General features: G+C 71.2%; 21 protein-coding genes. 12 read left to right on the forward strand and 9 right to left on the reverse strand.

Annotated features, from left to right (window positions below):
* Positions 1-3: 3 nt before the first annotated feature.
* From ACWCP6_RS26305 to ACWCP6_RS26315, 3 genes are read right to left on the reverse strand one after another with little or no spacing between them, the layout of a single operon-like run.
* Positions 4-441 carry a roadblock/LC7 domain-containing protein gene (locus ACWCP6_RS26305; RefSeq protein WP_450935019.1) on the reverse strand — a complete coding sequence of 146 codons (438 nt, stop codon included), beginning with the start codon at positions 439-441 and terminating at the stop codon, positions 4-6.
* Positions 438-3,044 (reverse strand): nitrate- and nitrite sensing domain-containing protein, encoded by a 2,607-nt coding sequence (locus ACWCP6_RS26310; protein ID WP_450935020.1) that lies wholly within the window; start codon positions 3,042-3,044, stop codon positions 438-440. The genes ACWCP6_RS26305 and ACWCP6_RS26310 overlap by 4 nt, the downstream gene beginning before the upstream one ends.
* Before the next feature lie 56 nt (positions 3,045-3,100).
* Positions 3,101-3,874: an MHYT domain-containing protein gene (locus ACWCP6_RS26315; protein ID WP_450935021.1), complete on the reverse strand. Its 774-nt coding sequence runs from the start codon at positions 3,872-3,874 to the stop codon at positions 3,101-3,103.
* A gap of 152 nt (positions 3,875-4,026) precedes the next feature.
* Between ACWCP6_RS26315 and ACWCP6_RS26320 the strand changes: the two genes are divergently transcribed.
* Positions 4,027-4,626, forward strand: coding sequence for a class I SAM-dependent methyltransferase (locus tag ACWCP6_RS26320; RefSeq protein WP_450935022.1), 600 nt, complete (start codon positions 4,027-4,029; stop codon positions 4,624-4,626).
* Between the two features lie 106 nt (positions 4,627-4,732).
* Here the strand turns inward: ACWCP6_RS26320 and ACWCP6_RS26325 are convergent, their stop codons facing one another.
* Positions 4,733-5,491, reverse strand: a complete 759-nt coding sequence (locus tag ACWCP6_RS26325; protein WP_450935023.1) for an alpha/beta fold hydrolase — start codon at positions 5,489-5,491, stop codon at positions 4,733-4,735.
* 136 nt (positions 5,492-5,627) lie between these two features.
* On the opposite strand from ACWCP6_RS26325, the gene ACWCP6_RS26330 reads away from it, so the two are divergent.
* Entirely contained in the window at positions 5,628-6,161 is a 534-nt protein-coding gene (locus ACWCP6_RS26330) for a PadR family transcriptional regulator (protein WP_450935024.1), read from the forward strand.
* 19 nt (positions 6,162-6,180) lie between these two features.
* Here ACWCP6_RS26330 and ACWCP6_RS26335 read toward each other — a convergent pair whose 3' ends face one another.
* Positions 6,181-7,077, reverse strand: a complete 897-nt coding sequence (locus tag ACWCP6_RS26335; RefSeq protein WP_450935025.1) for an oxygenase MpaB family protein — start codon at positions 7,075-7,077, stop codon at positions 6,181-6,183.
* A gap of 97 nt (positions 7,078-7,174) precedes the next feature.
* Between ACWCP6_RS26335 and ACWCP6_RS26340 the strand changes: the two genes are divergently transcribed.
* A complete protein-coding gene (locus ACWCP6_RS26340; RefSeq protein ID WP_450935065.1) occupies positions 7,175-7,450 on the forward strand; it encodes a hypothetical protein in 276 nt (91 codons plus the stop codon).
* A 143-nt stretch (positions 7,451-7,593) separates the two neighbouring features.
* The gene (locus ACWCP6_RS26345) at positions 7,594-8,445 is read left to right on the forward strand and encodes a hypothetical protein (RefSeq protein WP_450935026.1); all 852 of its coding nucleotides are present in this window, start codon (positions 7,594-7,596) and stop codon (positions 8,443-8,445) included.
* Positions 8,446-8,537: 92 nt separating this feature from the next.
* Here the strand turns inward: ACWCP6_RS26345 and ACWCP6_RS26350 are convergent, their stop codons facing one another.
* Both ACWCP6_RS26350 and ACWCP6_RS26355 read right to left on the reverse strand, forming a co-directional pair.
* The gene (locus tag ACWCP6_RS26350) at positions 8,538-8,720 is read right to left on the reverse strand and encodes a hypothetical protein (RefSeq protein WP_450935027.1); all 183 of its coding nucleotides are present in this window, start codon (positions 8,718-8,720) and stop codon (positions 8,538-8,540) included.
* Between the two features lie 197 nt (positions 8,721-8,917).
* Positions 8,918-9,961 carry a fatty acid desaturase family protein gene (locus tag ACWCP6_RS26355; RefSeq protein WP_450935028.1) on the reverse strand — a complete coding sequence of 348 codons (1,044 nt, stop codon included), beginning with the start codon at positions 9,959-9,961 and terminating at the stop codon, positions 8,918-8,920.
* A gap of 391 nt (positions 9,962-10,352) precedes the next feature.
* Between ACWCP6_RS26355 and ACWCP6_RS26360 the strand changes: the two genes are divergently transcribed.
* Positions 10,353-10,700 (forward strand): SH3 domain-containing protein, encoded by a 348-nt coding sequence (locus tag ACWCP6_RS26360; protein ID WP_450935029.1) that lies wholly within the window; start codon positions 10,353-10,355, stop codon positions 10,698-10,700.
* A gap of 118 nt (positions 10,701-10,818) precedes the next feature.
* Here ACWCP6_RS26360 and xylA read toward each other — a convergent pair whose 3' ends face one another.
* Positions 10,819-11,985, reverse strand: a complete 1,167-nt coding sequence (gene xylA / locus ACWCP6_RS26365; protein WP_450935030.1) for a xylose isomerase — start codon at positions 11,983-11,985, stop codon at positions 10,819-10,821.
* A gap of 129 nt (positions 11,986-12,114) precedes the next feature.
* Between xylA and xylB the strand changes: the two genes are divergently transcribed.
* Both xylB and ACWCP6_RS26375 read left to right on the forward strand, forming a co-directional pair.
* On the forward strand, positions 12,115-13,560 hold the full coding sequence (gene xylB / locus ACWCP6_RS26370; RefSeq protein WP_450935031.1) for a xylulokinase: 1,446 nt from the start codon (positions 12,115-12,117) through the stop codon (positions 13,558-13,560).
* 66 nt (positions 13,561-13,626) lie between these two features.
* On the forward strand, positions 13,627-14,832 hold the full coding sequence (locus ACWCP6_RS26375; RefSeq protein ID WP_450935032.1) for an ROK family protein: 1,206 nt from the start codon (positions 13,627-13,629) through the stop codon (positions 14,830-14,832).
* 31 nt (positions 14,833-14,863) lie between these two features.
* Here ACWCP6_RS26375 and ACWCP6_RS26380 read toward each other — a convergent pair whose 3' ends face one another.
* The gene (locus tag ACWCP6_RS26380) at positions 14,864-17,227 is read right to left on the reverse strand and encodes a phosphoketolase family protein (protein ID WP_450935066.1); all 2,364 of its coding nucleotides are present in this window, start codon (positions 17,225-17,227) and stop codon (positions 14,864-14,866) included.
* Positions 17,228-17,595: 368 nt separating this feature from the next.
* On the opposite strand from ACWCP6_RS26380, the gene ACWCP6_RS26385 reads away from it, so the two are divergent.
* The 5 genes from ACWCP6_RS26385 to ACWCP6_RS26405 all read left to right on the forward strand — a co-directional run bounded on the left by ACWCP6_RS26385 (position 17,596) and on the right by ACWCP6_RS26405 (position 24,465).
* The gene (locus tag ACWCP6_RS26385) at positions 17,596-18,267 is read left to right on the forward strand and encodes a hypothetical protein (protein ID WP_450935033.1); all 672 of its coding nucleotides are present in this window, start codon (positions 17,596-17,598) and stop codon (positions 18,265-18,267) included.
* A 713-nt stretch (positions 18,268-18,980) separates the two neighbouring features.
* Positions 18,981-19,580, forward strand: a complete 600-nt coding sequence (locus ACWCP6_RS26390; protein ID WP_450935034.1) for an N-acetylmuramoyl-L-alanine amidase — start codon at positions 18,981-18,983, stop codon at positions 19,578-19,580.
* A gap of 132 nt (positions 19,581-19,712) precedes the next feature.
* Positions 19,713-20,972, forward strand: coding sequence for a GAF domain-containing protein (locus ACWCP6_RS26395; protein ID WP_450935035.1), 1,260 nt, complete (start codon positions 19,713-19,715; stop codon positions 20,970-20,972).
* A gap of 219 nt (positions 20,973-21,191) precedes the next feature.
* Positions 21,192-22,715 carry an acetaldehyde dehydrogenase ExaC gene (gene exaC / locus ACWCP6_RS26400; protein ID WP_450935036.1) on the forward strand — a complete coding sequence of 508 codons (1,524 nt, stop codon included), beginning with the start codon at positions 21,192-21,194 and terminating at the stop codon, positions 22,713-22,715.
* Positions 22,716-23,205: 490 nt separating this feature from the next.
* Positions 23,206-24,465, forward strand: coding sequence for an ATP-grasp domain-containing protein (locus tag ACWCP6_RS26405; protein WP_450935037.1), 1,260 nt, complete (start codon positions 23,206-23,208; stop codon positions 24,463-24,465).
* Positions 24,466-24,470 lie beyond the last annotated feature (5 nt).

Raw genomic sequence — 24,470 nt, forward strand, 5'->3', positions numbered from 1 at the left:
CCGTCAGCCGGCCACCGGCGGCCACGCCGCCGAGCGCGGCGGGGTGTGCAGGTGCTCGCCGACCCGCTTCACCAAACGCGCCATCTCGTACGCGACGAGCCCGATGTCGGCGGTGACCGTACTCAGCACCGCGAGGCAGGAGCCCTCGCCCGCTGCGGCGATGAACAGGAATCCCTCGTCCATCTCGACCATTGTCTGACGTACTCCTCCGGCGCCGAAGTGACGCCCGGTGCCCTTGGCGAGGCTGTGGAACCCCGAGGCGACGGCGGCAAGATGTTCGGCGTCCGCGCGGGTGAGGGCGCTGGACGCACCGACGGCGAGACCGTCGTTCGACAGCACCACGGCGTGCCTCACCTGGGCGACGCGCAGGACCAGGTCGTCCAGCAGCCAGTCGAGTTCGCCGGACCTGCGGGCCGTGCCCGCGCTCGATTCCTGGATCATGCGGATTCTCCTTCGCTGCCGTTGGTGCGCCGTGCGGGGTCGTCGGTACCGGGCCGGGAGGTCCGGCCGGGCGGTCGTCCGCCTCCTCGGGTCCATCCGTCCCGGTAGGCGGTCATGCGGTCCCGTACCGATTCGGGGGTGCGGTCCTCGTCCGGGCCTCCGCTCTCCGTGGCGGTCGCGGGCCCGTCCGGGTCCTGGGCACGCAGTTGTGGGGCGAGGTTCGCCTGCCGGACCCGTCTGGGCAGCCGGTCCGGCGGGTCGTCCCCGCCCTCCGTGGGCGGGCGATGACCTCTCAGCGTCGCGACGCCGGGCGGGAGTGATGCCTCAGCGGGTATGTCCGAGGCTTGGACGGTGGCGTTCAGGGGGGCGACCAGAACGGGACGCGGCGGGTGAGGGTGGTCCGCCGCTGCGGATGCCCCGGGCGGGTGAAGGGCGCCCGCAGTGGCGGGCGTTGCGGACGGATCTATGCCGGGCACGTGGGCGTGCCCGCTTTCGTGAACTTCCGGGAGGGCCGTCGCGGCCCGTTGGCCCGCAGGCTCCGTGGCGTCGCCGTGCAGGAGTGACGTGGGCAGCAGCACGACGGCTGTCGTGCCTCCGTAGGGGGAGGTACGCAGGTGCACCTTGATGCCGTGGCGTGCGGAGAGCCGGCTGACGACGAAGAGCCCGAGCCGGTCACTGTCGAACAGGTCCAGGCCTTCCGACTCCTCGATGCGGCGGTTGGCGTCGGCGAGCATCTCCTGCCCCATGCCGAGCCCGCGGTCCTCCACCTCCAGCGCGTAGCCGTTGCCCACGGGTTCGCCGCCGATGAGCACCCTTGTGTGGGGCGGCGAGAACTGGGCGGCGTTCTCGACGAGTTCGGCGAGCAGGTGTGTGAGGTCCGCGACGGCGCTCCCGACGACGGCCGCTTCCGGGAGGTGTCGTACCTCCACGCGCGCGTAGTCCTCGATTTCGGAGACTGCGGCCCGCACGACGCTCGTGAGCGGCACGGGGATCCGCCAGGCCCGGCCGGGTGCCGCGCCGGAGAGGATGATCAGGCTTTCGGCGTGGCGCCGCATCCGGGTCGTGAGGTGGTCCAGCCGGAAGAGGTCGCTGAGTTCGTCCGGATCCTCGGCCCTGCGTTCCATGGTGTCGAGGAGGCCCAGCTGCCGGTGGACGAGAACCTGGCTCCTGCGGGCGAGGTTGACGAAGACTGCGGAGATGCCGCCGGCGAGTTCCGCGCGCTCGATCGCGGCGCGCAGGGCCGCCCGGTGGACGCTGTCCAGTGCCTCGGACACCTGCCCGATCTCGTCCTCGGCGGGAGGGCCCAGGGGTGCCTCTGCGTCGATGTCGACCGCTTCTCCGGAGCGGAGTCTGCGGATGGCGTGCGGGAGTTTGCGGCGGGCTATGTCCAGGGCGTTGTCGCGCAGGCCGGTCAGTTCGACGACGAGACCCCGGCCGATGCGGACGGAGATGAACAGGGATGCGGCGACCGCGACAAGTCCGAGCAGGACGGCGGCGCCGGCGGCGCCGAGGAACTCCCGTGTGAACGGGTCGGCCCGGTCGGCGGCGCTGCGGACCGCGGTGGATTCGATGGCGCGGAGCCCGTCGCGCACAGTGGTGCGGCTTCGGTCCCAGGTGCTCCGGGTCGCGGCGGGGATCGCGCCGCGACCGGTCCCGGCTCCGCTCACCTCGTCCTCGACGCCGAGCACGCCGGTGTAGGCGCTGCTCTTCGCCAGGCGCTGCCAGGCGGCACGTTCGGGTCCGCGCAGATCGGCCGTGGCACCGTCGGTGAGGGTACGCCGGGTCTGCACGGCCCCGATGAACAGGCGCAGCCGCTGTTCGTCAAGGGTTCCGGCGGGTCGGGCGCTCGCCATCAGGGCGTCCTCACGGGCCAGTTGCTCGGCCGCCCGGAAGAACTCCAGCAGGACGCGGGCGTCGGGGCCGGGTCCGGCGTCCTGCACGACGGTGAGGGCTCCGGCGGCCGAGAACGCGCTCTCGATGGTGCGCGTGTACTGGCCGTATGCGTTGTCCCAGCCGCTGCGCCGGTCCAGCACGGCGGTGCGCAGGTTTCGCAGCCGTCGGACGTCGGAGACGAAGGCGGCGAGACGGGAGGCGACGGCGGGCGGGAAGCCTGCTCCGTCGGCAACGGTGTTGTGGTCGCCCAGGCGCAGTGCGGCGACGGCCCGGTCGGTACGGGTGGCGTGGTTCCTGAGGTCCTCGGCCCGATCGGCTGTCGGAGCAGCGGCACAGCGCACGGCCGTCGTGCGTTCGGCCTGCAGGGCAGCGACAGCTTCGGCCACGGGAGTCCCCACCTGTGTCTGTGCCCGCTGGACCTGACGCAGTCGGACCATGTCCTGCGCGGTGCTGACCGTGGCGTACGCCCAGAGGGCGAGCAAGGACATGACGGGCACCATCAGCAGGCACACGATCTTGGCGCGCACCGCGGCCGGGCGCAGTCGGCGACGTCCCCCGCGGGTGGGGGACGCGTGGCCTGCCGTCTCCGGAGGGTCTTCGGGTGCCCCGCTCTCGTCGGCCGGTGGTCCGGCATGGGCGCGGCGGCCGCGTACGGGGGGTGCGGTCGGCTGCGGCGCCGCGCTCGTGCGGGCTCTACGGGGTGTGCGCATGGCCTCCTCGCTCGGGTGGTGTTCGGGCGTGGTCCTGCGGGGACCGGCACCCGTGGCTAGGGGGCGGCGCTGCCGACGGGCCGTCGGGCCGATGCGAAGGCCCCGCGCCCACCCGCGGTCGGGGAGAGCGCGACGAAGGCACAGGTCAGGAAGAGAAAGGACCCGAGGCCGACGGCGAGGGGGAAGATGAACTGCATCGCCGTGGCCCCGGGCAGTCCCTCGGCGGCAGGCACGACGTGCACGCTCACCGCGATCATGCCGGTGTAGTGCATGCTGCTCACGGCCCCTCCCATGACGAGGGACGCAACGGCGACCGCCATGGGCGACTCGATGTTGAGCGCCGCCCACAGGGCCGCTGTCGCCGCGACCACGGCGATGGCAACGGAGACTCCGACGAGCACCGGGTCGTAGTGGATCCGGCCGTGGAGTCGGAGTGCGGCCATGCCGAGGTAGTGCATGCTGGCGACGCCGAGTCCGGTCGTGAGGCCGCCGAGGGCCAGGGCGCGTCTGCGGTCGTGGCCGTATCCCACGGCGAACACACCCGCTCCGACGACGGTCACGGCGACGAGCAGGCTGAGGATCGTGAGCGGCACGTCGTACCGGATGTCCGTGCCGGTGACTCCGAATCCGAGCATGGCCACGAAGTGCATGGTCCAGATGCCGGTGCCGATCGCGGAGGCGGCGGTGAGGAGCCAATTGCGGCGTGAGCGCCCGGTCACGCCGAGCGCCCGGACGGTGCAGCGCAGCCCGAGAGCCGCGCCGATGCAGGCCATTCCGTACGACAGCACGGGGGTCAGCCACCCGAAGGTGGCATGGTCCAGGTGTCCCATGGCCCAGGGACGCTAGACCCGATGGGGGGAACTCAAGGGGGCGCATTTCGAAAGCTATTGGAATATGACAGAGAGGAGCGCCAGGGCGATCGCATACGACTCGAACGAGTGCACCGAACTCGCGTTCACGTCCATGCGGGATCATGCGGTACATGAGCGACGACCAGACACACGTCCAGGAGTTCTTCGCGGCACGCGCGGCCGACTGGGACGCGCGCTTCCCCGGTGACGAGCCGGCCTTCCGTGCCGCCGTGGAGGAGCTCGGGCTGCGCGAAGGGGACAGGGTCCTCGACGCCGGGTGCGGCACGGGCCGCGCCCTTCCGGCCCTGCGCGGTGCGGTGGGGCACACCGGGGTGGTCCTGGGCATCGACCTGACCCCGGCGATGCTGGAGGCCGCCGTGCGGGCGGGCCGGGACCACGACGGGCAGCTGCTGCTCGGCGACGTGAGTCGGTTGCCGTTGCGTACAGGGTCCCTGGACGCGGTATTCGCGGCGGGGCTGATCGCCCATCTGCCGCGGCCGACCCAGAACCTGCGGGAGCTGGCGAGGGTCGTGCGCCCGGGCGGCCTGCTGGCGCTCTTCCATCCCATCGGCCGGGCGGCGCTGGCGGCGCGTCACGGACGGCAGCTCACCCCGGACGACCTGCGCGCGGAGGACAATCTGCGGCCGCTGCTCGGGGCGGCGGGGTGGCGCATGACGGCGTACGCCGACGAGGACACCCGCTTCCTGGCGCTGGCCGTCCGGGAGAGCTGAGGCCCGCCGCGAGGCCTTGGGGCCGCCGGGACACCCTGAGGCCCGCCGCGACGCACTGAGGCCCCGCGGGACGCGCCGAGGCCCGCCGGAACGACGGGCGGCGTCCTCACCGTGTGCGCGCGACGGCGGCGACGAAGGCGTCGGGGTTGTCGAACATGACGTTGTGGCCCGCGCCGGGAACGGACACGACCTGAACCCCTGCGACCTGCAGTCCTTCGTGACCGGACAGTTCACCGCTGAGCTCGCCGTGCAGAAGGATCCGCTCGACCGCGAGCTCCGACAGCAGGTGCCGCATCGTGGGCCGCGTTCCCTCCACGAGCCCCACGGCACTGCGGTGCAGGGCGAGCGGATCGGCGAGCCGCATGGTCGCCGCCCACAGGGGACCGACTCGTTCCAGCACCCGCGCGTGGCCGCCGCCTTCGACGAACTCCCGCTCGTCGTAAGCGGCGATACCGCTGCTGCCCTCCGTGAGCGGAGGGGCGGGGTCGAGGTTGGGCTCCGTGACCACGAGGCGCGACACGAGGTCGGGTCTGCGATGGGCCAGCACGATGGCGACCGAGCCGCCCATGCTGTGTCCGATGATCTCCGCCTCCTTCACCGACGCCGCGTCGAGGGCTGCCGCGAGCGCCTCCGCGTGGTCCTCGAGGGTGTAGCCGAAGCCGGCCGGACGGTCGCTCAGGCCGTGACCGGGCAGATCGACGAAGAGGGAACGCCGTCCCGCCAGTTCGGGGCGCGCCGCAATGTGGGCGTGATACGCCGCCGAGGTCGCGCCCAGACCGTGCACATAGATGCGCGCCGGCTCCACCCCCCGGGCCTCCGTCCAGCGAATACGGCTTCCGTGCGTGTCGAACTCGGCCTGCTGCATCCCGGCTCCCCCTCGTGTGCCCTTGCGCGGTGGTCGTGATGACGCACGTGGCCGTGTGCCGTCACCACACGCAATATACATCGGACCCGATGTATAGCGCATGCGATGTACGCCGACGTTGCGGCAAAATACAGGCATGCTGGAGTTGGCCATCCTCGGATTCCTCTGCGACGCCCCCCTGCACGGCTATGAACTGCGCAAGCGGATCACCGCGCTGACGGGCCATGTGAAGCCGGTGGCGGAGAGCACGCTGTACCCCGCGATCAAACGGCTGGAGAAGGCGGGGTTCCTCGCCCGGGAGACGCAGCCCGGCAGCGTGGCGGCACCCCGCCATGTCCTCAGCCTGACGGAGGCCGGAAGCAAGGAGCTGCGCAGTCGCCTCGCGGACCCGTCACGCTCCGACATCACGGACGAGAACCGGTGGTTCACCGTGCTCGCGTTCCTGCGGCACCTCGAAGAGCCCGGAATCCAGGCGGAGGTACTGCGCCGCCGCCTGGCCTTTCTGGAGGAGGAGACGAGCTTCTTCTACGAGGGGGACCGTCCGCTGCGCGCGGAGGAGCTGGACGACCCCTTCCGCCAGGGCGTGCTGACCATCGCGCGGGCGACCAGCCGTGCGGAACTCGCCTGGCTCAGGAAGACTCTGGCCGGACTCGAGTCACCACATCCCTGACGGACGGCGCCGGGAACGCTCAGTTCGGCGTCGCGGAATCGCTGTGCCGCATGGGACAGCCGCGCAGTCCGGGAACCGGGAACGTCCCGAGCTCCGACACCTCGTAGCCATTCGGATAGCCCTTGATCTCCCAGTTCTGGCGAGCGTAGTGCGGAGCCCTGCGGGGCGGCAGAAGGCGAACCGCGCGCCCCCGGAGCCGAACGGCGCCCCGGACCAGTGTGCGGACGGCAGGGCCCGGTTGCTCGTAGCGGAACGCGCGCAGCAGGGATTCGTCGAGCAGCGCCAGCGTCGCACCACGCAGGAGCGGCGCCAGCGGGCGCGGATACCAGGAGGTCATGAGGTCGAGCGTCGCGTCGGACACCCGCCGGGCGCCCTCGTCCCAGCCGAAGTGAGCCTCTTCGTAGGCGTCGAGACAATCCTCGAACTCGTCGTAGGAACGTGGAATGTCCTTGATCCCCATGTGCCGCCCCAAAGTGGCGTAGTAGCGCGCCGAGGCGGCGACCTCGTGACTCGACATCCGACGCCAGCCGTAGGCGTCGATCCACCGCTTGGGCATGACGACGAATGTGCACAGCACATACCGCATGTCGTCGTTGCTGATGTCGTAGCTCCGGTGCATCTGGTTGATGCGCCGGATCGCCGTACGCCCCTTCTCGTTGTCGAAACCGTGCTCGACGACGGTGTCCAGCAGCAGCGCCGTGTCGTCGTACCGCTTCTGGGAGCGTTCGGTCAGCTCCGCCGTCCTGTCGAGGAGGCGTCCGATACCGGGGACGGCGTAGGTGCGGTAGAGCGCGAGTTCCAGGGCGCGGGTGAAGTCCCAGGGGAACTCGTACGTCGACGACAGACGGTAGATCGTCAGGAAGTCCTTCTCCGGGTCGAGGCGACGGATCTCCTCAAGACGTGCGAAGCGCTTCACCGCACGGGCCCCCCTTCTGCCGCTGATGTTCCAACTCTACTTAGGATCACTGCACATGGGCGTCATCCGGGCGCCCGAAGAGGGGAAGGCGGCCGCGATGTTCGGCAGACTCCGCGAGATCTGGCATGCGCGCACGAAGGACAACGGGAAGCAGCGGTCGCACAACCTCTTCGAGGCGGCGGCGGTCTATGTGTCGGCGTCCGCGGAGGACGATCAGGAGCGCATGGAGGAGGCCGCGACCTGGGTCTCCCCGGAGGCGCTCTCGTTCGGCGTCAATGAGCTCGCCTCCCGGGCCCTGATCGCCCTGGCGCGCGAGCGCGGCGAGACTCCGGGCGCTGTGGCGCGGGCTCTGCTCGGCCTGCCCGCCGCGTGATGCACCCGTGGGGGTTGTGTGCATTCGGCAAGAGGAGCGCACCCGGCGTGCACGCGGGTGAAATTCCCGCTCGTCCGGCCTCGACGAGCCCGCTGACCTGTGGTTAGGGTGCGCCGACAGAAGAAGCAATGGGGAGGGCTGGCATGACCGGGACGGACGACTCCGCCGCCGCCGGGGACGATGCACTGTACGTGCTCACGGCGGTGCTGCTGACACCGGCGAAGTTCCCGAGCGTGTTGGGCGACGACTATCCCGAGGCGTGCGAGGCCCTCGGACTGGCGCCGCTGGCCGACGGCTACGGTCTCGTCCTCGGCCAGGACGGCGGGGGCGCCCGGTGGACGGTCGTCGTCGACGACGTGTCGCTGGTGGCCGTGGCGATCTCCTGCTGGGACTGCGGCATGGAGTACGACCTGTCCCCCGACGAGCGCTCGGTGGTGACCGCTCTGCCCGGCTGGCCGCTGGCGCTGGCGGTGGCTGCTCCGGACATCCCGGCCCCGCACGACCCCGAACCGGATGCCGAGGACCGCGCCCCCCTCACGCCGCCGGACACCACCACCTGGGGCCCGGCGCAACGCCGACTGGGCGCGGACGAGATCGCGCTCCAGTGGGCGGCCTGGCGGGGTCAGGTCGACGACGAGGACTTCCTGACCCCTTCGGGCGACGGCGCCTCCCCGGGCGCCGGGGAGTCCGAGGGTGAGCCGTCCCCGGCCGAGAAGTCCAACGGCTCCAGGGAGGGAGTCCGCCGGGTGCTGGCGGAGGTGCGTGCCTACCTGGACACGCCGCCGCCGCTCGGGCGGGTCCGCTCGTCGTTCGCGCCCGGCGAGGCCCGGACGCTGCGGGCCGACGGGCCTGGCTGGTCCCTGGTCGCCCGCACCGACGACATCGCCTTCGTGCTGCTCGACGAGGAGCCGGGCGAGGTGCTGCCTGTGGGGCGCGGCCCGGAACTGCCGGGGCTCCTGGAGGCGCTGGACAAGATGGCGGTACGCCCCGTCTGAAGCGCACCCGGTCCCGGCTGTGCCCGGCCCGCGCACCGGCACACCACCGCGTCGCGCGACGCACCGGTGGAGCGGGTCCGCGGGCAGCAGGGTCAGTGCCCGAGCTCCTTTCGGTTCATGCGGCGCAGCCTGCGCCGCTGTGAAGGGTCGAGCATCAGGTATGCCGCGGCGGGCACGCCGAGCACGATCAGGAGTGAGGCCCACCAGGGCAGCCAGATCAGCAGGATGAGCCCGACCGCCACGCCTCCCGCGGCGATCTTCGCGTTCCTCGACATGTGTGTCGCCTCCTTCGGAGCCACTGCCGCTCTCTGCTTCTAGGAACGGCTTCGCCTCGCGAACGGTTCCTGCCCCCCACCCTGAGAAGGCCCTGAGACACGCCCCCGACACGCCCCTGAGAGCGTGGCCCTGTGCATGCCGCGCCCGGCCACGCCGCGCAGGGGATCCGCCCGGGTCCGCTCCGCGTCCGGAGCTCTCACATTCCCCTGAGGGGTTCACCGACGTCCTGCATATGGCGCAGGGCCTGGCGGTAGGAGTCGAAGAGCCCGGTCTCGGTGTAGGGGACGCCCAGCTCACGGCAGTGGGCACGGACGAGGGGCTGGACGAGCCGCAGGTGGGGCCGGGGCATGCTGGGGAACAGGTGGTGCTCGACCTGGTAATTGAGTCCCCCGAGGAACCAGTCGGTGAGCAGGCCGCCGCGTATGTTGCGTGAAGTGAGGACCTGGCGGCGCAGATGACCCCAGCGCTCACCGTCGGGATCCGGCATGTCCATGCCCTTGTGGTTGGGGGCGAAGGCCATCCCCAGGTGGAGACCGAAGAGAGCCTGGTGGAGCGCGGCGAACGCGACGGCCTTGCCCGGTGACATGCTGCAGAACAGGAGCGCCACGTAGGCGGCTATATGGGCCAGGAGGAGCAGCCCCTCGACCGCACGCTCCCTGGGGGCCTGGCGGCGGAGGTCCTGAAACCCGTAGACCTTCAGGGCGAGCCCTTCGAGCAGGGTGAGCGGGAAGAAGAGCCATGCCTGGTGACGGGTCAGCCACCGCCGAAATCCGGAGCGGTCCTTGGCCTGCTCCCGTGTGAAGACCAGTACGTCGGCCGCGACGTCGGGGTCCTTCTCTATGTGGTTGGGGTTGGCATGGTGGCGGTTGTGCTTGTCGTTCCACCACGCATAGCTCATGCCCAGGAGCAGGTTCCCGTGGATCAGGCCGATGAGGCGGCCCGCGCGCCGGTCTGCGGTGATCTGGGAGTGGCCGGCGTCGTGGCCGATGAAGGCCGTACGGGCGGACAGCACGGCGAGCAGGGGGGCGAGAAGCAGGGTCCACCAGGAGTTGCCCATCAGGACGACACCGATGATCACGGCCGCGAGCGAGGCGGCGTTGACCGCGATGCCTCGTGCGTACCAGCCCGTACGGCGGTCGAGGAGGCCCTGACTCCTGACGGTGCGCAGGAGGGGCGTGAATTCGCTTCCGCCGTCGGCGGCTGAGGGGCGTTCCGCGACAGGTGCGGCGACCTGGGGCATGTCCGGGGCTCCCGGTTTCTGGAGGGACGGGCTCTGACCTCATGAAACGTACGGAACCGTGACCTTGGGCGACCATGGCGCCACCACCCGTGTGCACCCTGGGGCAACCCCGGGGGCGGTAGGGGGGCTGGCCTCAGTCCCGAGCAGGAGCAGGCACGCCTCGATGTCACTCCTTGACCGAAAACCACGCGGCGCCCACCGGCGCATCCGGGACCTCGGCACGGGCGCCGGGAACACGGGCCCACGCACTCCCTCTGATCAGCGATTGAGAGGGCACATGACATCCGCGATGGTGATCACACCGGCTCGACCTGCGTGGACCGCGGCCTCGGGGCTCGGACCGGCATCCCATCCGGGAGTGGTTCGACCGTCACATCAACGGGAGTGATACATGCTCGGCATCAACACGAAGCGCGCTGTGGCCCTGGCCGGTGCGAGCGCGGCCCTTCTCGGGGCCGCGGTGCTCGGCGCGTCCCCGGCGCTCGCGGACACCGCGGTCGTCGCCTGGACCCATGGCGACGTCCACGCCGGGCCGGCGCTCGGCGAGCGGGTCGTGAGCTACGTCAACGCAGGCTACAGCTACACCGCTCAGTGTTGGCTCGAGGGCGATCTCGTCAACGACCAGGGCATCTCCAATCGCAACTGGGTGCGACTGAAGCTCAACAGCGGCGGCATCGGCTATGTGAGCGCGGTCTACCTGAAGGGCGATGACAAGGGGAACGTGCCCAATCACTGCTGACCGGTAGGTGACCGACGGCGGCGCCTCCCGACCTCCCGGGAGGCGCCGTCCGCCTGGACGGCCCCGCGGGCGCAGGGGGCCTGCCCGATGCCCGGCCGCGCCCCGCAGAAGTCCTTCCTCAGCCGCGGGCTCCCAGGAGGTGGTCAATGGCGAGCTGGTCCAGGCGCTCGAAGGCCATCCCGCGCGCGGCGGCAGCCTCCACGTCGAAGTCCTCGAAGGCACCGCGGTCGGCGAGCAGTCCGGGCAGCCCGTCCTCGGCAGTGGGCAGCGCCAGCTCGTGCAGGCGCGAGGCCCGGAGCGCCTCCTGCACCTCGGGGTCGGCGCGGAACGCCGCGGCGCGCTCCCGCAGGATCAGGTAGTTGCGCATGCACCCGGTGGCGGACGCCCACACGCCGTCGAGGTCCTCGGTCCGCGGGGGCTTGAAGTCGAAGTGCCGTGGCCCCTCGTACCCGGCGCTCTCCAGCAGGTCGACGAGCCAGAAGGCGGCCCTCAGATCACCCGCGCCGAAGCGCAGGTCCTGGTCGTACTTGATGCCCGACTGGCCGTTGAGGTCGATGTGGAAGAGCTTGCCCGCCCACAGGGCCTGAGCGATGCCGTGCGGGAAGTTGAGACCCGCCATCTGCTCGTGGCCGACTTCGGGGTTGACACCGAAGAGATCCGGACGTTCCAGACGCTCGATGAACGCCAGGGCGTGCCCCACGGTGGGCAACAGGATGTCCCCGCGCGGTTCGTTCGGCTTCGGCTCGATGGCGAAGCGCAGATCGTACCCCTGGGACGTCACGTACTCGCCCAGCAGGTCGAACGCCTCCTTCATACGGTCCAGCGCCACCCGTACGTCCTTCGCGGCACCCGACTCCGCGCCCTCCCGGCCGCCCCAGGCGACATAGGTTTGCGCACCGAGCTCCGCCGCGAGGTCGATGTTGCGGATGGTCTTGCGCAGGGCGTAGCGGCGAACGTCGCGGTCGTTGGCGGTGAACGCGCCGTCCTTGAAGACGGGGTGGGTGAACAGGTTCGTCGTCGCCATCGGCACGACGAGGCCGGTGGCGTCGAGGGCCTGACGGAAGCGCTTGACATGCGATTCGCGCTCGCTCCCGGACGCACCGAACGGGATGAGGTCGTCGTCGTGGAAGGTCACTCCGTAGGCGCCCAGCTCGGCGAGGCGGCGCACCGTGCCGACCGGGTCGAGGGCGGGCCTGGTGGCGTCCCCGAACGGGTCCCGCCCCTGCCATCCGACGGTCCACAGACCGAAGGTGAACCTGTCTTCCGGGGTCGGCCGGTAGTTCATTCCGTGGCTCCTCTCGCACTCACCATTTCGTCATGGCGGTTTACAAATTAGTATGCCGGTGCGCCGCAGGGAAGGGATGACGGACCCGGGGCGCCCCACCCGGTCGGAGCCGCAGAAACGGAGAGCCCGATGTCAGAAGCCGAGGGACCGCTCGTCGTCGGCGTGGACAGCTCGACGCAGTCCACGAAGGCGCTGGTCGTGGACGCCGCAACCGGCAGGGTCGTGGCGAGCGGCCAGGCCCCGCACACGGTCACGACGGGCGCCGGGCGGGAGAGCGATCCCGAGCAGTGGTGGAGTGCGCTGGGCGAGGCGCTCCACCGGTGCGGCGAGGCCGCGCACGAGGCGGCGGCCGTGTCCGTCGCCGGCCAGCAGCACGGCCTCGTCACCCTGGATGCCCAGGGCGATCCGGTGCGTCCTGCGCTGCTGTGGAACGACGTGCGGTCGGCGCCGCAGGCCGACCGGCTCGTGGCCGAGCTGGGCGGCCGCAAGGCATGGGCGGACCGCGTCGGCAGCGTCCCCGGACCTTCGTTCACCGTGGCGAAGTGGGCCTGGCTGGCCGAGCACGAGCCGGAGTCGGCCCGTGCCACGGCAGCGGTACGTCTCCCCCACGACTATCTGACCGGGAGGCTGACCGGTGTCGGCACCACCGACCGCTCCGACGCGTCCGGCACGGGGTGGTGGGCGTCGGCCACGGAGTCGTACGACGAGGAGATCCTCGCTCTGGTGGGGCTCGATCCGGCGCTGCTCCCCCGTGTCGTGCGGCCCGGAGAGATCGCCGGCACCGTCCGCGGCTCGGGCGAGCTCCCCTTCTCCAAGGGAACGCTGGTCGCGCCGGGCATGGGCGACAACGCGGCCGCCGCGCTGGGTCTGGGCCTGCGTCCGGGTACACCGGTGCTGAGCCTGGGAACCTCCGGCACGGTGTACGCGTTGTCCACGCAGCGCCCCTGCGACCCTACGGGCACCGTCGCGGGGTTCGCCGACGCACACCACGACTGGCTGCCGCTGGCCTGCACGCTCAACTGCACCCTGGCCGTCGACCGGATCGCCGCGATGCTCGGCCTGGACCGCGAGGCCGTGGAACCGGGCGGATCGGTCACGTTCCTGCCGTACCTGGACGGCGAGCGCACTCCCGCGCTGCCGCGCGCCTCCGGCCTGCTGCACGGGCTGCGGCAGGGCACGACCGGCGGTCAGGTGCTCCAGGCGGCCTACGACGGCGCGGTGCAGGCACTGCTCGAAGCCCTCGAACTCGTGCTGGAAGCGGACGCCGACCGTTCGGAGCCGCTGCTCCTGATCGGCGGCGGAGCGCGCGGCACGGCGTGGCAGCAGACGGTACGCCGTCTGTCGGGCCGGGCGGTCCGGATCCCGCAGGCGCAGGAGCTGGTGGCGCTCGGCGCCGCGGCTCAGGCCGCCGGTGTGCTGACCGGTGAGGACCCGTCGGCGGTCGCGCGTCGCTGGGGCACCGCAGAGGGCCCGGTGCTGGATCCGGTGGAGCCGGACACGGCGGCACTGTCACGGATCGCCGGGGTACTCTCCGACGCGGCGCCGCTGCTCGACCGGGCACCGGACGCGACGTGACCGCACGCAGCGTGCCGCACGCATGGCCGGCCCAGGCGCGGCCGGCCCACGAGGACTGACGGAGGAATGACCGCACCGCCGCACGGGGCACGCCCCGAATCCGCCGACACCCAGCAGGGCATGCGCCGCCGCAATCTGGCTCGGGTGATGTACACCGTCGCGGCCGAGGGCCCGTTGTCCAGGGCCGCCGTCGCCGCCCGCATCGGGCTGACCCGGGCCGCCGTCTCCACGCTCGTGGACGAGCTGATCCGTACCGGACTCCTGGAGGAGCTGGGGCCGGAGCTCCCCGGTGCGGCGGGACGTCCGGGCCGGGGTCGGCCGGGGTCCGCCCTGACCGTCAGCCGGCACGGCCCGGCCGGGGTCGGCGCCGAAGTCGGCGTCGACCACCTGGCGGTGTGCATGGTGGATCTGCGCGGCGAGGTGCGGGCACGTGCCGTTCGGCACGGCAGCAACCGGGGACGGGCCGCGGAACCGGTCGCCGCCGAACTCACCGCGCTGATACGCCAGGTGGTGGACGAGGCCGGCCGTGCAGGCCTGCACCCGGCGGGACTGGCGGTCGCCGTACCCGGTCTGGTCGCACGGGGCACCACCAGAGTGGTCCGGGCGCCCAACCTCGACTGGCACGACACCGATATCGGCGCGCTGCTCCCGGTACAGATGCCGGTGTCCGTGGACAACGAAGCGAACTTCGGCGCACTCGCCGAACTGTGGCTGGGCGACGGCACACCGCACGACTTCGTCCATGTGTCGGCCGAGATCGGCATCGGCGCCGCACTCGTCGTCGACGGCCGGCTGCTGCGGGGCACCCGAGGATTCGCGGGCGAGCTGGGTCATGTGCCGGTGCGGCCCGAGGGCCCCGCGTGCCCGTGCGGTGGACGCGGATGTCTGGAGCAGTACGCAGGTGAGGAAGCGGTTCTGCGGGCAGCCGGTCTGGACCCCGGTGAGGGGCGCGTGGACCTGCTCGCCGAACGCGCGACGGCGGGCGACCGGGACGTACGCCGAGCCCTGCGCGGGGCGGGGACGGCGCTCGGCATCGCGCTGACCGGCACGGTCAATCTGCTCGACCCCGGCGCCGTGGTGCTCGGTGGATCACTGGCACGGCTCGCGCCATGGGTGCTGCCGTCGCTGGAGCGGGAGCTTCAGCGACGCACCGCGAGCCGGGCCTGCGGCGTGACCGTGTCCGGCCTCGGTTCGCAGGGCCCGCTGCTCGGCGCGGCGCACTCCGTGGTGCGGGCCGTGCTCGACGCCCCCTCGGCGGCAGCCCGCGTGTGAGGGGCATCCCGGGCGCCCCGCCCGACGTCGCTCAGCCCTGCCAGGCCCATTCGGCGACCTCCGGCAGATCGGTGCCGTGCTCACGGATCCATGCGTGATGACGCGTACGGACGTCGACCATCGCCTGGCGTACGGCGGCGGCGCGGACGCCGAGGCCTGGGACGCGGTCGATCACGTCCATGACCAGGCGGTACCGGTCGAGGTCGTTGCGCACGACCATGTCGAAGGGGGTCGTGGTGGTGCCCGACTCCTTGTAGCCGCGGACGTGCAGATTCGCGTGGCCCGCCCGCCGGTACGCGAGACGGTGGATCAGCCATGGGTAGCCGTGGTAGGCGAAGATCACCGGCTGGTCGCGGGTGAAGACGGCGTCGTACTCGGCGTCCGTCATGCCGTGCGGGTGTTCCCCGGCAGGAAGGAGCCGGGTCATGTCGACCACGTTCACCACACGCACGGCGAGTTCCGGGAGTTGGGTGCGGAGCAGGCCCGCAGCGGCGAGGACTTCCTGGGTGGGCACGTCACCCGCGCAGGCCAGTACGACGTCGGGGTCGTGCGTGGGGTCCTCGGAACCGGCCCAGTCCCAGATGCCGACGCCACGGGCGCAGTGCAGACGTGCCGCGTCGAGGGAGAGCCAGTCGAAGCAGGGCTGCTTGCCCGCGACGACGACATTGACGTAGTCCCGGCTGCGAAGGACGTGGTCGGCGACGCACAGCAGGGTGTTGGCGTCCGGGGGCAGGTAGACACGGACGACTTCGGGACTCTTGTTCAGGACGTGGTCGACGAATCCGGGGTCCTGGTGCGAGAAGCCGTTGTGGTCCTGACGCCAGACGTGCGAGGTGAGCAGGTAGTTGAGGGACGGGACCGGGGCCCGCCACGGGATGGTGCGGGCCGTCCTGAGCCATTTGATGTGCTGGTTGACCATCGAGTCGACGATGTGGACGAACGCCTCGTAGCAGGAGAAGAGTCCGTGCCGGCCGGTGAGGAGGTAGCCCTCCAGCCAGCCCTGGCAGAGATGTTCGGACAGGACTTCCATGACGCGGCCGTCCGGGGACAGATGCTCGTCGGTATCCATGACGTCGGCCTGCCAGGCCTTGCCGGTCGCGGTGAACACCGCGTCGAGACGGTTGGAGCTGGTTTCGTCGGGGCCGACGATCCGGAAGTCCCGTCGATCGGCGGTGGCGCCCATGATCTCGGCGAGCAGACCGCCCAGGACGCGGGTCGGCTCGTGGAGCGCGGCACCCGGTTCGTCGACCGGAACGGCGAACTGCTCCAGGTCCGGGATCGGCAGCTGCCGGGTGAGCAGCCCGCCGTTGGCGTGCCGGGACGCCCCCAGACGGCGTCCGCCCTCGGGGACGCACTCCAGGACCTGCGGGGTCGGCCGGCCCTCTGCGTCGAACAGTTCCTCGGGTCGGTACGAGCGCAGCCATGCCTCGAGCAGCGCCAGATGTTCGGAGTTCTCGCGCACAGCCGCGAGGGGAACCTGGTGCGACCTCCAGGTGCCCTCGACGGGCAGCCCGTCGACTTCGGCCGGTCCCGTCCAGCCCTTGGGGGTGCGCAGCACGATGACCGGCCAGCGGGCACGTCCGCTCATGCCTCCCCGGCGCGCGGTCCGCTGGATGTCGGCGATGCGGTCCAGCGCCTCGTCCATGGCATGCGCCATCAGGTGGTGGACCTCGAGCGGATCGTGGCCGGTGACGTGCAGGACGTCGTATCCGTACCCGGTCAGCAGTGCGTCCAGCTCTTCCTCCGGGATGCGGGACAGCAGCGTCGGGTTGGCGATCTTGTAGCCGTTGAGGTGCAGGACCGGGAGGACTGCGCCGTCGTGCACGGGATCGAGGAACTTGTCGGAGTGCCAGGAGGCGGCCAGCGGCCCGGTTTCGGCCTCTCCGTCGCCGATGACGCAGGCGACGAGAAGATGCGGATTGTCGAGGGCCGCTCCGTAGGCGTGGGCCAGGGAGTAGCCGAGTTCACCGCCCTCGTGGATGGAACCCGGGGTCTCCGGCGCCACATGGCTCGGCACGCCGCCCGGGAAGGAGAACTGCCGGAACAGCCGCTCCATCCCGGCCGCGTCCCGGGTCACGTCCGGGTACGTCTCCGAATAGGTGCCGTCCAGCCAGGAATTGGCGAGGACGGCCGGCCCACCGTGGCCCGGGCCCCAGATGCACATGGCCTCCTGACCTCGCTCCTTGATCACACGGTTGAGGTGGGTGTGGACGAGGTTGAGACCGGGCGACGTCCCCCAGTGGCCGAGCAGGCGCGGTTTGATGTGTTCGGGCCGCAGTTCCTCGGTCAGCAGCGCATTGGTCATCAGGTAGATCTGACCGACCGACAGATAGTTCGCGGCCCGCCAGTGGGCGTTCAAGGCTGCCGAATGATCCTTGACCACAGTCTCTCCCAGGTCGTGTGGCGCCGGAGCGCACGGTCCGGACTCCCACCGTAGAGGCACAGGGCACAAGATCGGGACATGTCGGGCGATGACGGGGCGGGCTCCTGCTCGGCCGCGCATTCCTCGGGGGGCGGTGTACAGATGGCCCGGTTGATCGTTCCCTGCCCGGCGATGGCGCGCCTGCCTCTCCGGGCTGCGCCTGCCCGGGATGACGCGCACGTATCCCACCACTCGTGTGGGTGAGCGAGTTGTCCCCGGTCACGGAGTTGTCCACGGGCTCGCGGCGGGCCCTTCCGGCCCCGGCACCGCCTCCCTACCGTGAATGGAGTCGAGACACCGCGGTGCCGCTCGGCGGCAGCGTGTCAACGGATGGGGGATGCATGTCGGGGGAGACGATGCGACGGCTTCGGCGCATCACCGTCGCGCTGCGCGAGGTCCTGTCGCGGAGCATCACGGCGACGACGCCCGCCGCGACAGCCGCGTCGATGTTCACGGTCACCGCCTTCGCGGGCGGCAGTCGGCCGCAGTCCGCGCTGACAGCGCTCGTGGCGCCGGGGCGCATCGGCGCCTTCCTTCCGCCCTTCGCGCGGGTCCGTCCCGTCGACGGCTCCCCCTCCGTCGGTGACGCACTGCCTTTCGCCGTCACCGTGGCGGTGACCTTCGGGCTCGGCTTCGAACAGGACCCGGTGACGGCCTTCCTGTTGCCGTCCACGGTGATCGTCACGGTCGTCATCGGCGTGTACATCGTGATGAACCTGGCACGCGCCGGATACTTCCTGCGGCACGGGCGTGATCCGCTGCGTCCGATGAGACATCCGCTGTTCCCGGTGCTGGGCACCGGCACGGGCCTGCCGGTCCTCGACTCCTCGTCGAAGCCGAGCTCGCCGGTGTCGTACGCGGGACCGGTGGTCGCCAAGTGGCTGCTCGTCGGCGTCGTGGTGCTCGCCGTGCCTGGACGACACCATCCGCGGCGCACGGCGGAGACCGCCCCTGTCCACCTCGACGACCACCCGACCGCAGAGCCCTCGCAGACGGGAGCCGCACATGACTGATCCCCGTGCGGTGGCAGTGTGCCCCGAACCGGGCGACTGCGCCCGGACGTTCGCAGGCCTGCCGCCCGTCGCAGGTATCGCGCCCCGTACGGCGTTCGATCTGCACCCCGAGGGCCGCTTCGCGGAGCGATTGCGGTCCCTGGCCTGCTTCCTCGGCGTCCACGCGGAGGAAGCGCTGCTCGGCCTCCTTGGCGGGCATGTCCGACAGGGCGGGGGCGCGACCTGCGGGGGGCGCCGACGAATACGCCTTGCACGCCGGCGCCATGGAGCTCCTCATGGGCATCGCCCCCACCCGGCCCGCCCATCGCACCTGACACGCACATCTCAGTGACGGGTTCCGCACGCCGCTTGGCGGACGCGTGCCGGGCATCCCGGCTCGGCCTGGTGCGCCGGCCGGTGCCGGAGCACGGATTCGATGAGTGAGCCGGACGCGCTCCCGTTCGCCGTGCACGCGGTGGGATCGCCGCTCGCCGACGTCTGCCCCGCCTACGGCACGTGTGCGAGGCAGCTCTGCCAGGAGCGGCCGGCGTCGCACGAGGCGCACCGCGGCGTGCACACCCGGCCGCGAGACCACTCCACGCCACTTTCCCGCTGACGGTCCGGCACACCACCGCCCACACGGGCGGACCCGCCGTCCCGCTTCACCACGCCGTACCCGCCCGGACCTGCATCGAACGACATCCAGCTGATCCCCACCGAGAGGCACGCCAGCCATGGACCGGACCAGACACCTGCCCAGCCGTCGCCAGTTACTGCGCGGCGCCGCCGTCGCCGCGATCCCGGGAGCCCTGTTCCACGCCCGGCACAACGGCGATCGAGCACGGGCCGGCGCCTACCCGCCGACCGCGTGGGTCCCGGCGAACTCGGCGAACTACACCTCGTCGAACCGACCCACCGCCTACCCCGTCGACTACGTGGTCATCCACGTCACCCAGGAGAACTTCGACACGACCCTGAACATCTTCCGGAACCCGTCCAAGAAGGTCTCCGCGCACTACGTGGTGCGCTCCACGGACGGCCACATCGCGCAGATGGTGCACCACACGGACGTCGCCTGGCATGCGGGCAACTGGGACTACAACACACGCAGCATCGGCATCGAGCACGAGGGCTGGGTGGACCGGCCCGGATACTTCACGGACGCGCTCTACGAGAAGTCGGCGAGGCTGACGGCGGCGGTCTGCAACGCCTACGGCATCCCCAAGGACCGGAAGCACATCATCGGCCACTACCAGGTGCCGGGCACTGACCACACCGACCCGGGGCCGTACTGGGACTGGACCCGCTACATCAGGCTGGTCAACATCGCCTGAGGACACCCGACCCGGAGCGGCTCGCGCCAGGACACGGGAAGAAGACGAAGGGACCGGCGCCGGGACGCTTGTCGGTCTCCTCGGCCGGAGCGACGATGTCCCCGGACCGCGTTGCCGTGCGGGGAGGCCGAGTTGACCGACACATGGGTGGCCCTGGGGCCGGGCTCCGATCCCGTCGAGCGGGTGCGGGTGCTGCGCCGCGCCCATGACACCTTCACCGCGGACGGGACGGTCTCCCGGCCGGTGCGCCGCGTCGTCGCCGACTCGTGGCGGCGTTCGGCGAGAGCGCGGGTCAGCCCGGACGGAGCGGCGACGGTCGAAATGAGCGACGGGGACCTGGACTCCTGCCGGGCGGAGCATCCACTGGCCAGGGTGATGCCGCTGTTCCGCGAGCTGATGGGGACGTTCGCCAGCGACGGGGAGCATCTGCTGGCGGTGTGCGACGCGCAGGGGCGGCTGCTGTGGGTCGAGGGCCACCCCGCGACCCGCCGGCAGGCGGGCAGGATGAACTTCGTGCCGGGTGCCCGCTGGGCGGAGTCGTCGATGGGGACGAACGCGCCGGGGACGGCGGTCGCCGTGGACCGGCCTGTGCAGGTGTTCGCCGCCGAGCACTTCGCCCGTCGGGTCCAGCCGTGGACGTGCGCGGCCGCACCCGTGCACGACCCGCGTACCGGCCGGGTGCTCGGCGCGATCGACATCACAGGGGGCGACGGGCTGGCCCATCCGCACAGTCTCGCGTTCGTGCAGGCCGTCGCGCGGGCGGCCGAGTCGCAGCTCGCCCTGCTGGCGCCGTCGGCGCCGGCCGGGGACGCGCTGGAGCTCACGGCGCTCGGCAGGGACGAGGCCCTGTTGCTTGCGGGTGGCCGCAAGGTGCGGCTGAGCCGTCGGCACAGCGAGATCCTGGTGCTGCTGGCGCGGCGTCCCGAGGGGCTGACCGGGGACGAACTGCTGTGCGCGCTGTACGAGGACGAGTCGGTGACGCCGGTGACCTTGCGCGCCGAGATGGCCCGGCTGCGGCGCACACTCGGGCCCGAGGTGCTGATGTCCCGCCCCTACCGACTGGCCCCGCCGGTGGAGTCGGACTTCGGGGCAGTCGAGCGGCGGCTCGCATCGGGGGCGGTATCGGCGGCGGCAGCGGCCTACGCGGGTCCGCTGCTGCCCGGCTCCCAGGCGCCGGCGGTCGTACGGACCCGGCAACGGCTGGCCGACGGGCTCCGGGCCGCGCTCATCCGCCGCCGTGATCCCGACCTGCTCGCGGACTGGGGACACGCGCCGTGGGGCGAGGACGATCTCGACGTGTGGAACACACTGGCAGCCGTACGGCCGACGGCTCCCGTGCTGGCCCGTGTGCAACAGCTGGAGCAGGACCAAGGAGGGGGCGACTGGATCTAGGGCACGCGCCCGAAGAGCCGGACGTACCCGCGGTGGATGACCGGCGCTTCCGGGGGCACCGCCGGAAACTCGGCACGCGGTGCTCGGCAACCGGCGCTCGGTACGCGGTGCGCAGAGCGCATGGCCCCGGTGACGCAACGTGGTTGCAACGTGCGCGTCCCTAGCCTCCGGATCAGAGCTGCCCGACGGCGGGCAGCCGCCGACGGGAGGCCAGTCACCATGACCCGTTACGCAGCGCCCGGCACCGAGGGTGCAGTCGTCTCGTACCAGGCACGCTATGACCACTTCATCGGCGGCGAGTACGTCCCGCCGGCCCGTGGCCAGTACTTCGAGAACCCGAGTCCGGTCAACGGGCGGCCGTTCACGGAGATCGCGCGGGGTACCGCCGAGGACGTGGAGCGCGCGCTCGACGCGGCGCATGCGGCCGCGCCCGCCTGGGGCCGCAGCTCCGTCACCGCCCGCGCCGACATCCTGCTCAAGATCGCCGACCGGATGGAGGCGAACCTCGAATCGCTCGCCGTCGCCGAGAGCTGGGAGAACGGCAAGCCGGTGCGCGAGACGCTGGCGGCCGACATCCCACTGGCCCTCGACCACTTCCGGTACTTCGCGGGCGCGATCCGGGCTCAGGAAGGGTCGCTCGGCGAGGTCGACGACGACACGGTCGCGTACCACTTCCATGAGCCGCTCGGGGTCGTCGCGCAGATCATTCCGTGGAACTTCCCGATTCTGATGGCGACATGGAAGCTGGCGCCGGCCCTGGCCGCGGGAAATGCCGTCGTGCTCAAGCCCGCCGAGCAGACGCCGGCCTCCGTCCACTACTGGATGAGCCTGATCGCGGATCTGCTGCCGCCGGGCGTGGTCAACATCGTCAACGGCTTCGGTGCGGAGGCGGGCAAGCCGCTGGCGTCGAGCCCCCGCGTCGCGAAGATCGCCTTCACCGGGGAGACCACGACGGGGCGGCTGATCATGCAGTACGCCTCCGAGAACATCAAGCCGGTGACGCTGGAGCTGGGTGGCAAGAGTCCGAACATCTTCTTCGACGACGTCTGGGCGAAGGACGACGAGTTCCGGGGCAAGGCCCTGGAAGGCTTCACGATGTTCGCGCTCAACCAGGGCGAGGTGTGCACGTGTCCGTCGCGTGCGCTGATCCAGCGGGGAAACTACGGCGAGTTCCTCGACGCGGCGATCGCACGCACCGAACAGATCAAGCCGGGGCACCCGCTCGACACCGACACGATGATCGGCGCCCAGGCATCCAACGACCAGTTGGAGAAGATCCTCTCCTATCTGGACATCGGCCAGCAGGAGGGCGCGAAGGTCCTGACGGGCGGTCAGCGCATCGAGTACGACGGGGAGCTCGCCGGCGGCTACTACGTCCAGCCCACGATCTTCGAGGGCGACAACCGGATGCGGATCTTCCAGGAGGAGATCTTCGGCCCGGTCGTGTCGGTGACCTCGTTCAACGACTTCGACGACGCCATCAAGATCGCCAATGACACGCTGTACGGCCTGGGCGCCGGGGTGTGGACCCGGGACATCAACACGGCGTACCGCGCGGGACGCGCGATCCAGGCGGGACGCGTCTGGACGAACTGCTACCACGCGTACCCCGCCCATGCGGCGTTCGGCGGTTACAAGCAGTCAGGAATCGGCCGCGAGACCCACAAGATGATGCTGGAACACTACCAGCAGACCAAGAACCTCCTGGTGTCGTACTCCCCGAAGAAGCTCGGGTTCTTCTAGACACAGGAAAAGGGCGCCCTACCAGGTCAGTTGCCTGGTCGGGCGCCCTCCTCGAGTCCGTCTCGGCCGCGAGTCGACGTTCGGTCCCACTCCCCGTTCCCCCGTCCATATGCCACCTCTGGCCAACCGTCCCGGACCATTCCCGGACCAAGCCCGGGTCGCGTTCGTGCGCGACGGCGGGAGATCGTCCGCCGCGAACACGGCCCACTCCGCCCCCACTTACGACCCGGGTCACGCGAGACCCGACGACAAGCGCCGTGCTCCCGCCGGGGCCGCGCCCGCGCAACGCCCGAGAAGATGATGACGGAGGTACGGGCCAACGGCGGAAGATCTCCCTCCGCCCGCCCCAACGGCCAGCAAATAACCGCCCGATAAGTGTGATCACCATCATTTCTACGGTCAGGCATTGACGGGTTTACAAGATCACGGATACAAACGGTGCACCCCCGCACCAGTCCTGCCCCTTCATCCGTGACCCGGAGATGCCGTCGTGTCCTCAGCCTCCCTGCCGCACACCCCTCGCGTTCTCGTGGTCGAACCGGCCTCCTCGGGCGGCACCACCCTGATCGGTGTCGCCGCCGAGTCGGGGCTGCGTGTCGTCGTGGCCAGCGCGGACGCGGGTGACCGCGCCCTCTCCGACGCCGTGCGCACCGCCGCCGAGCAGGTGCTGACCGTGGAGACCAACGACCAGGCGGCGCTGGAGGCGGCCGCACGGAAGGCGCACGAGCGGGAGCCGTTCGACGCCGTGCTGGCCGGTTCCGACATCTACGTCGCGGTCGCCGCGCGCGTCGCCCACGCCCTCGGTCTGCGCGGTCTGCCGGTGGACACCGTCGAGCGCGTCCGCGACAAGAGCGTCATGCGGGCCGCCGTGGCCACCGCCGGACTGCGCACCCCCCGCTTCGCCGAGGCGACCACCGAGGACGAACTCCGCGCCGCAGCCGAACGGGTCGGCTTCCCTTGTGTGCTGAAGCCTGTCGCCTGCTCCGGCAGCATCCATGTGAGCCGTGCCGACACGCCGGCCGAACTCTTCGCCGCATTCCGGCGATTGGTCACCGACCCGGTGCCCGACATGGGCAAGCTCCACGAACACCGGGTCCTGGTCGAGGAGTACGTCGAGGGCCCCGAGTTCAGCGCCGACGGATATGTGCGGGACGGCGTCACCACCGTGGTGGCCCTCACCCGCACCCTGCTCGGCCCCGAGCCCGACTTCGTCGAGATGGGCCACCTCACCCCGGCCGACGTCGATGACACCACCCTGAAGACGGTCGAGTCCTACGTGGCCGACGTGGTGGCCGCCGTGAACCTCACCTCGGGTCCCTTCCACTGCGAACTGCGGCTGGCCGCCGACGGGCCCGTCCTCATCGAGATCGGCGCCCGGCTGCCCGGCGACCGCATCGTGGAGCTGGTCCGTCTGGTGACCGGAGTGAGCCTGCCCAAGGTGGCGCTGGCCGACGCGCTCGGCGTGGACCCCGCCGGCATGGACGCGTTCGCCGAGACCGAAGCCGCCGCCGCGGGCATCCGGTTCTTCGCCGCCGAGAACCTCGCCGCCTTCCGGGGGCTGACCGGTTGGCAGCAGGTCACCGCGCTGCCCGAAGTCACCGAGTCCGCGCTCTACTTCGCGCCGGGCGACGAGATTCCGGCTGCCCGGGACTGCCGTTCCCGGCTCGGCCACGCCCTGTTCACCGCTGACTCCCCGGCCCAGGCACTGTCCCGCTGGCGGCAGCTCGGCGACACCGTCACGCCGAACTGACCCAC

The organism is Streptomyces sp. NPDC002004 (assembly GCF_053593975.1).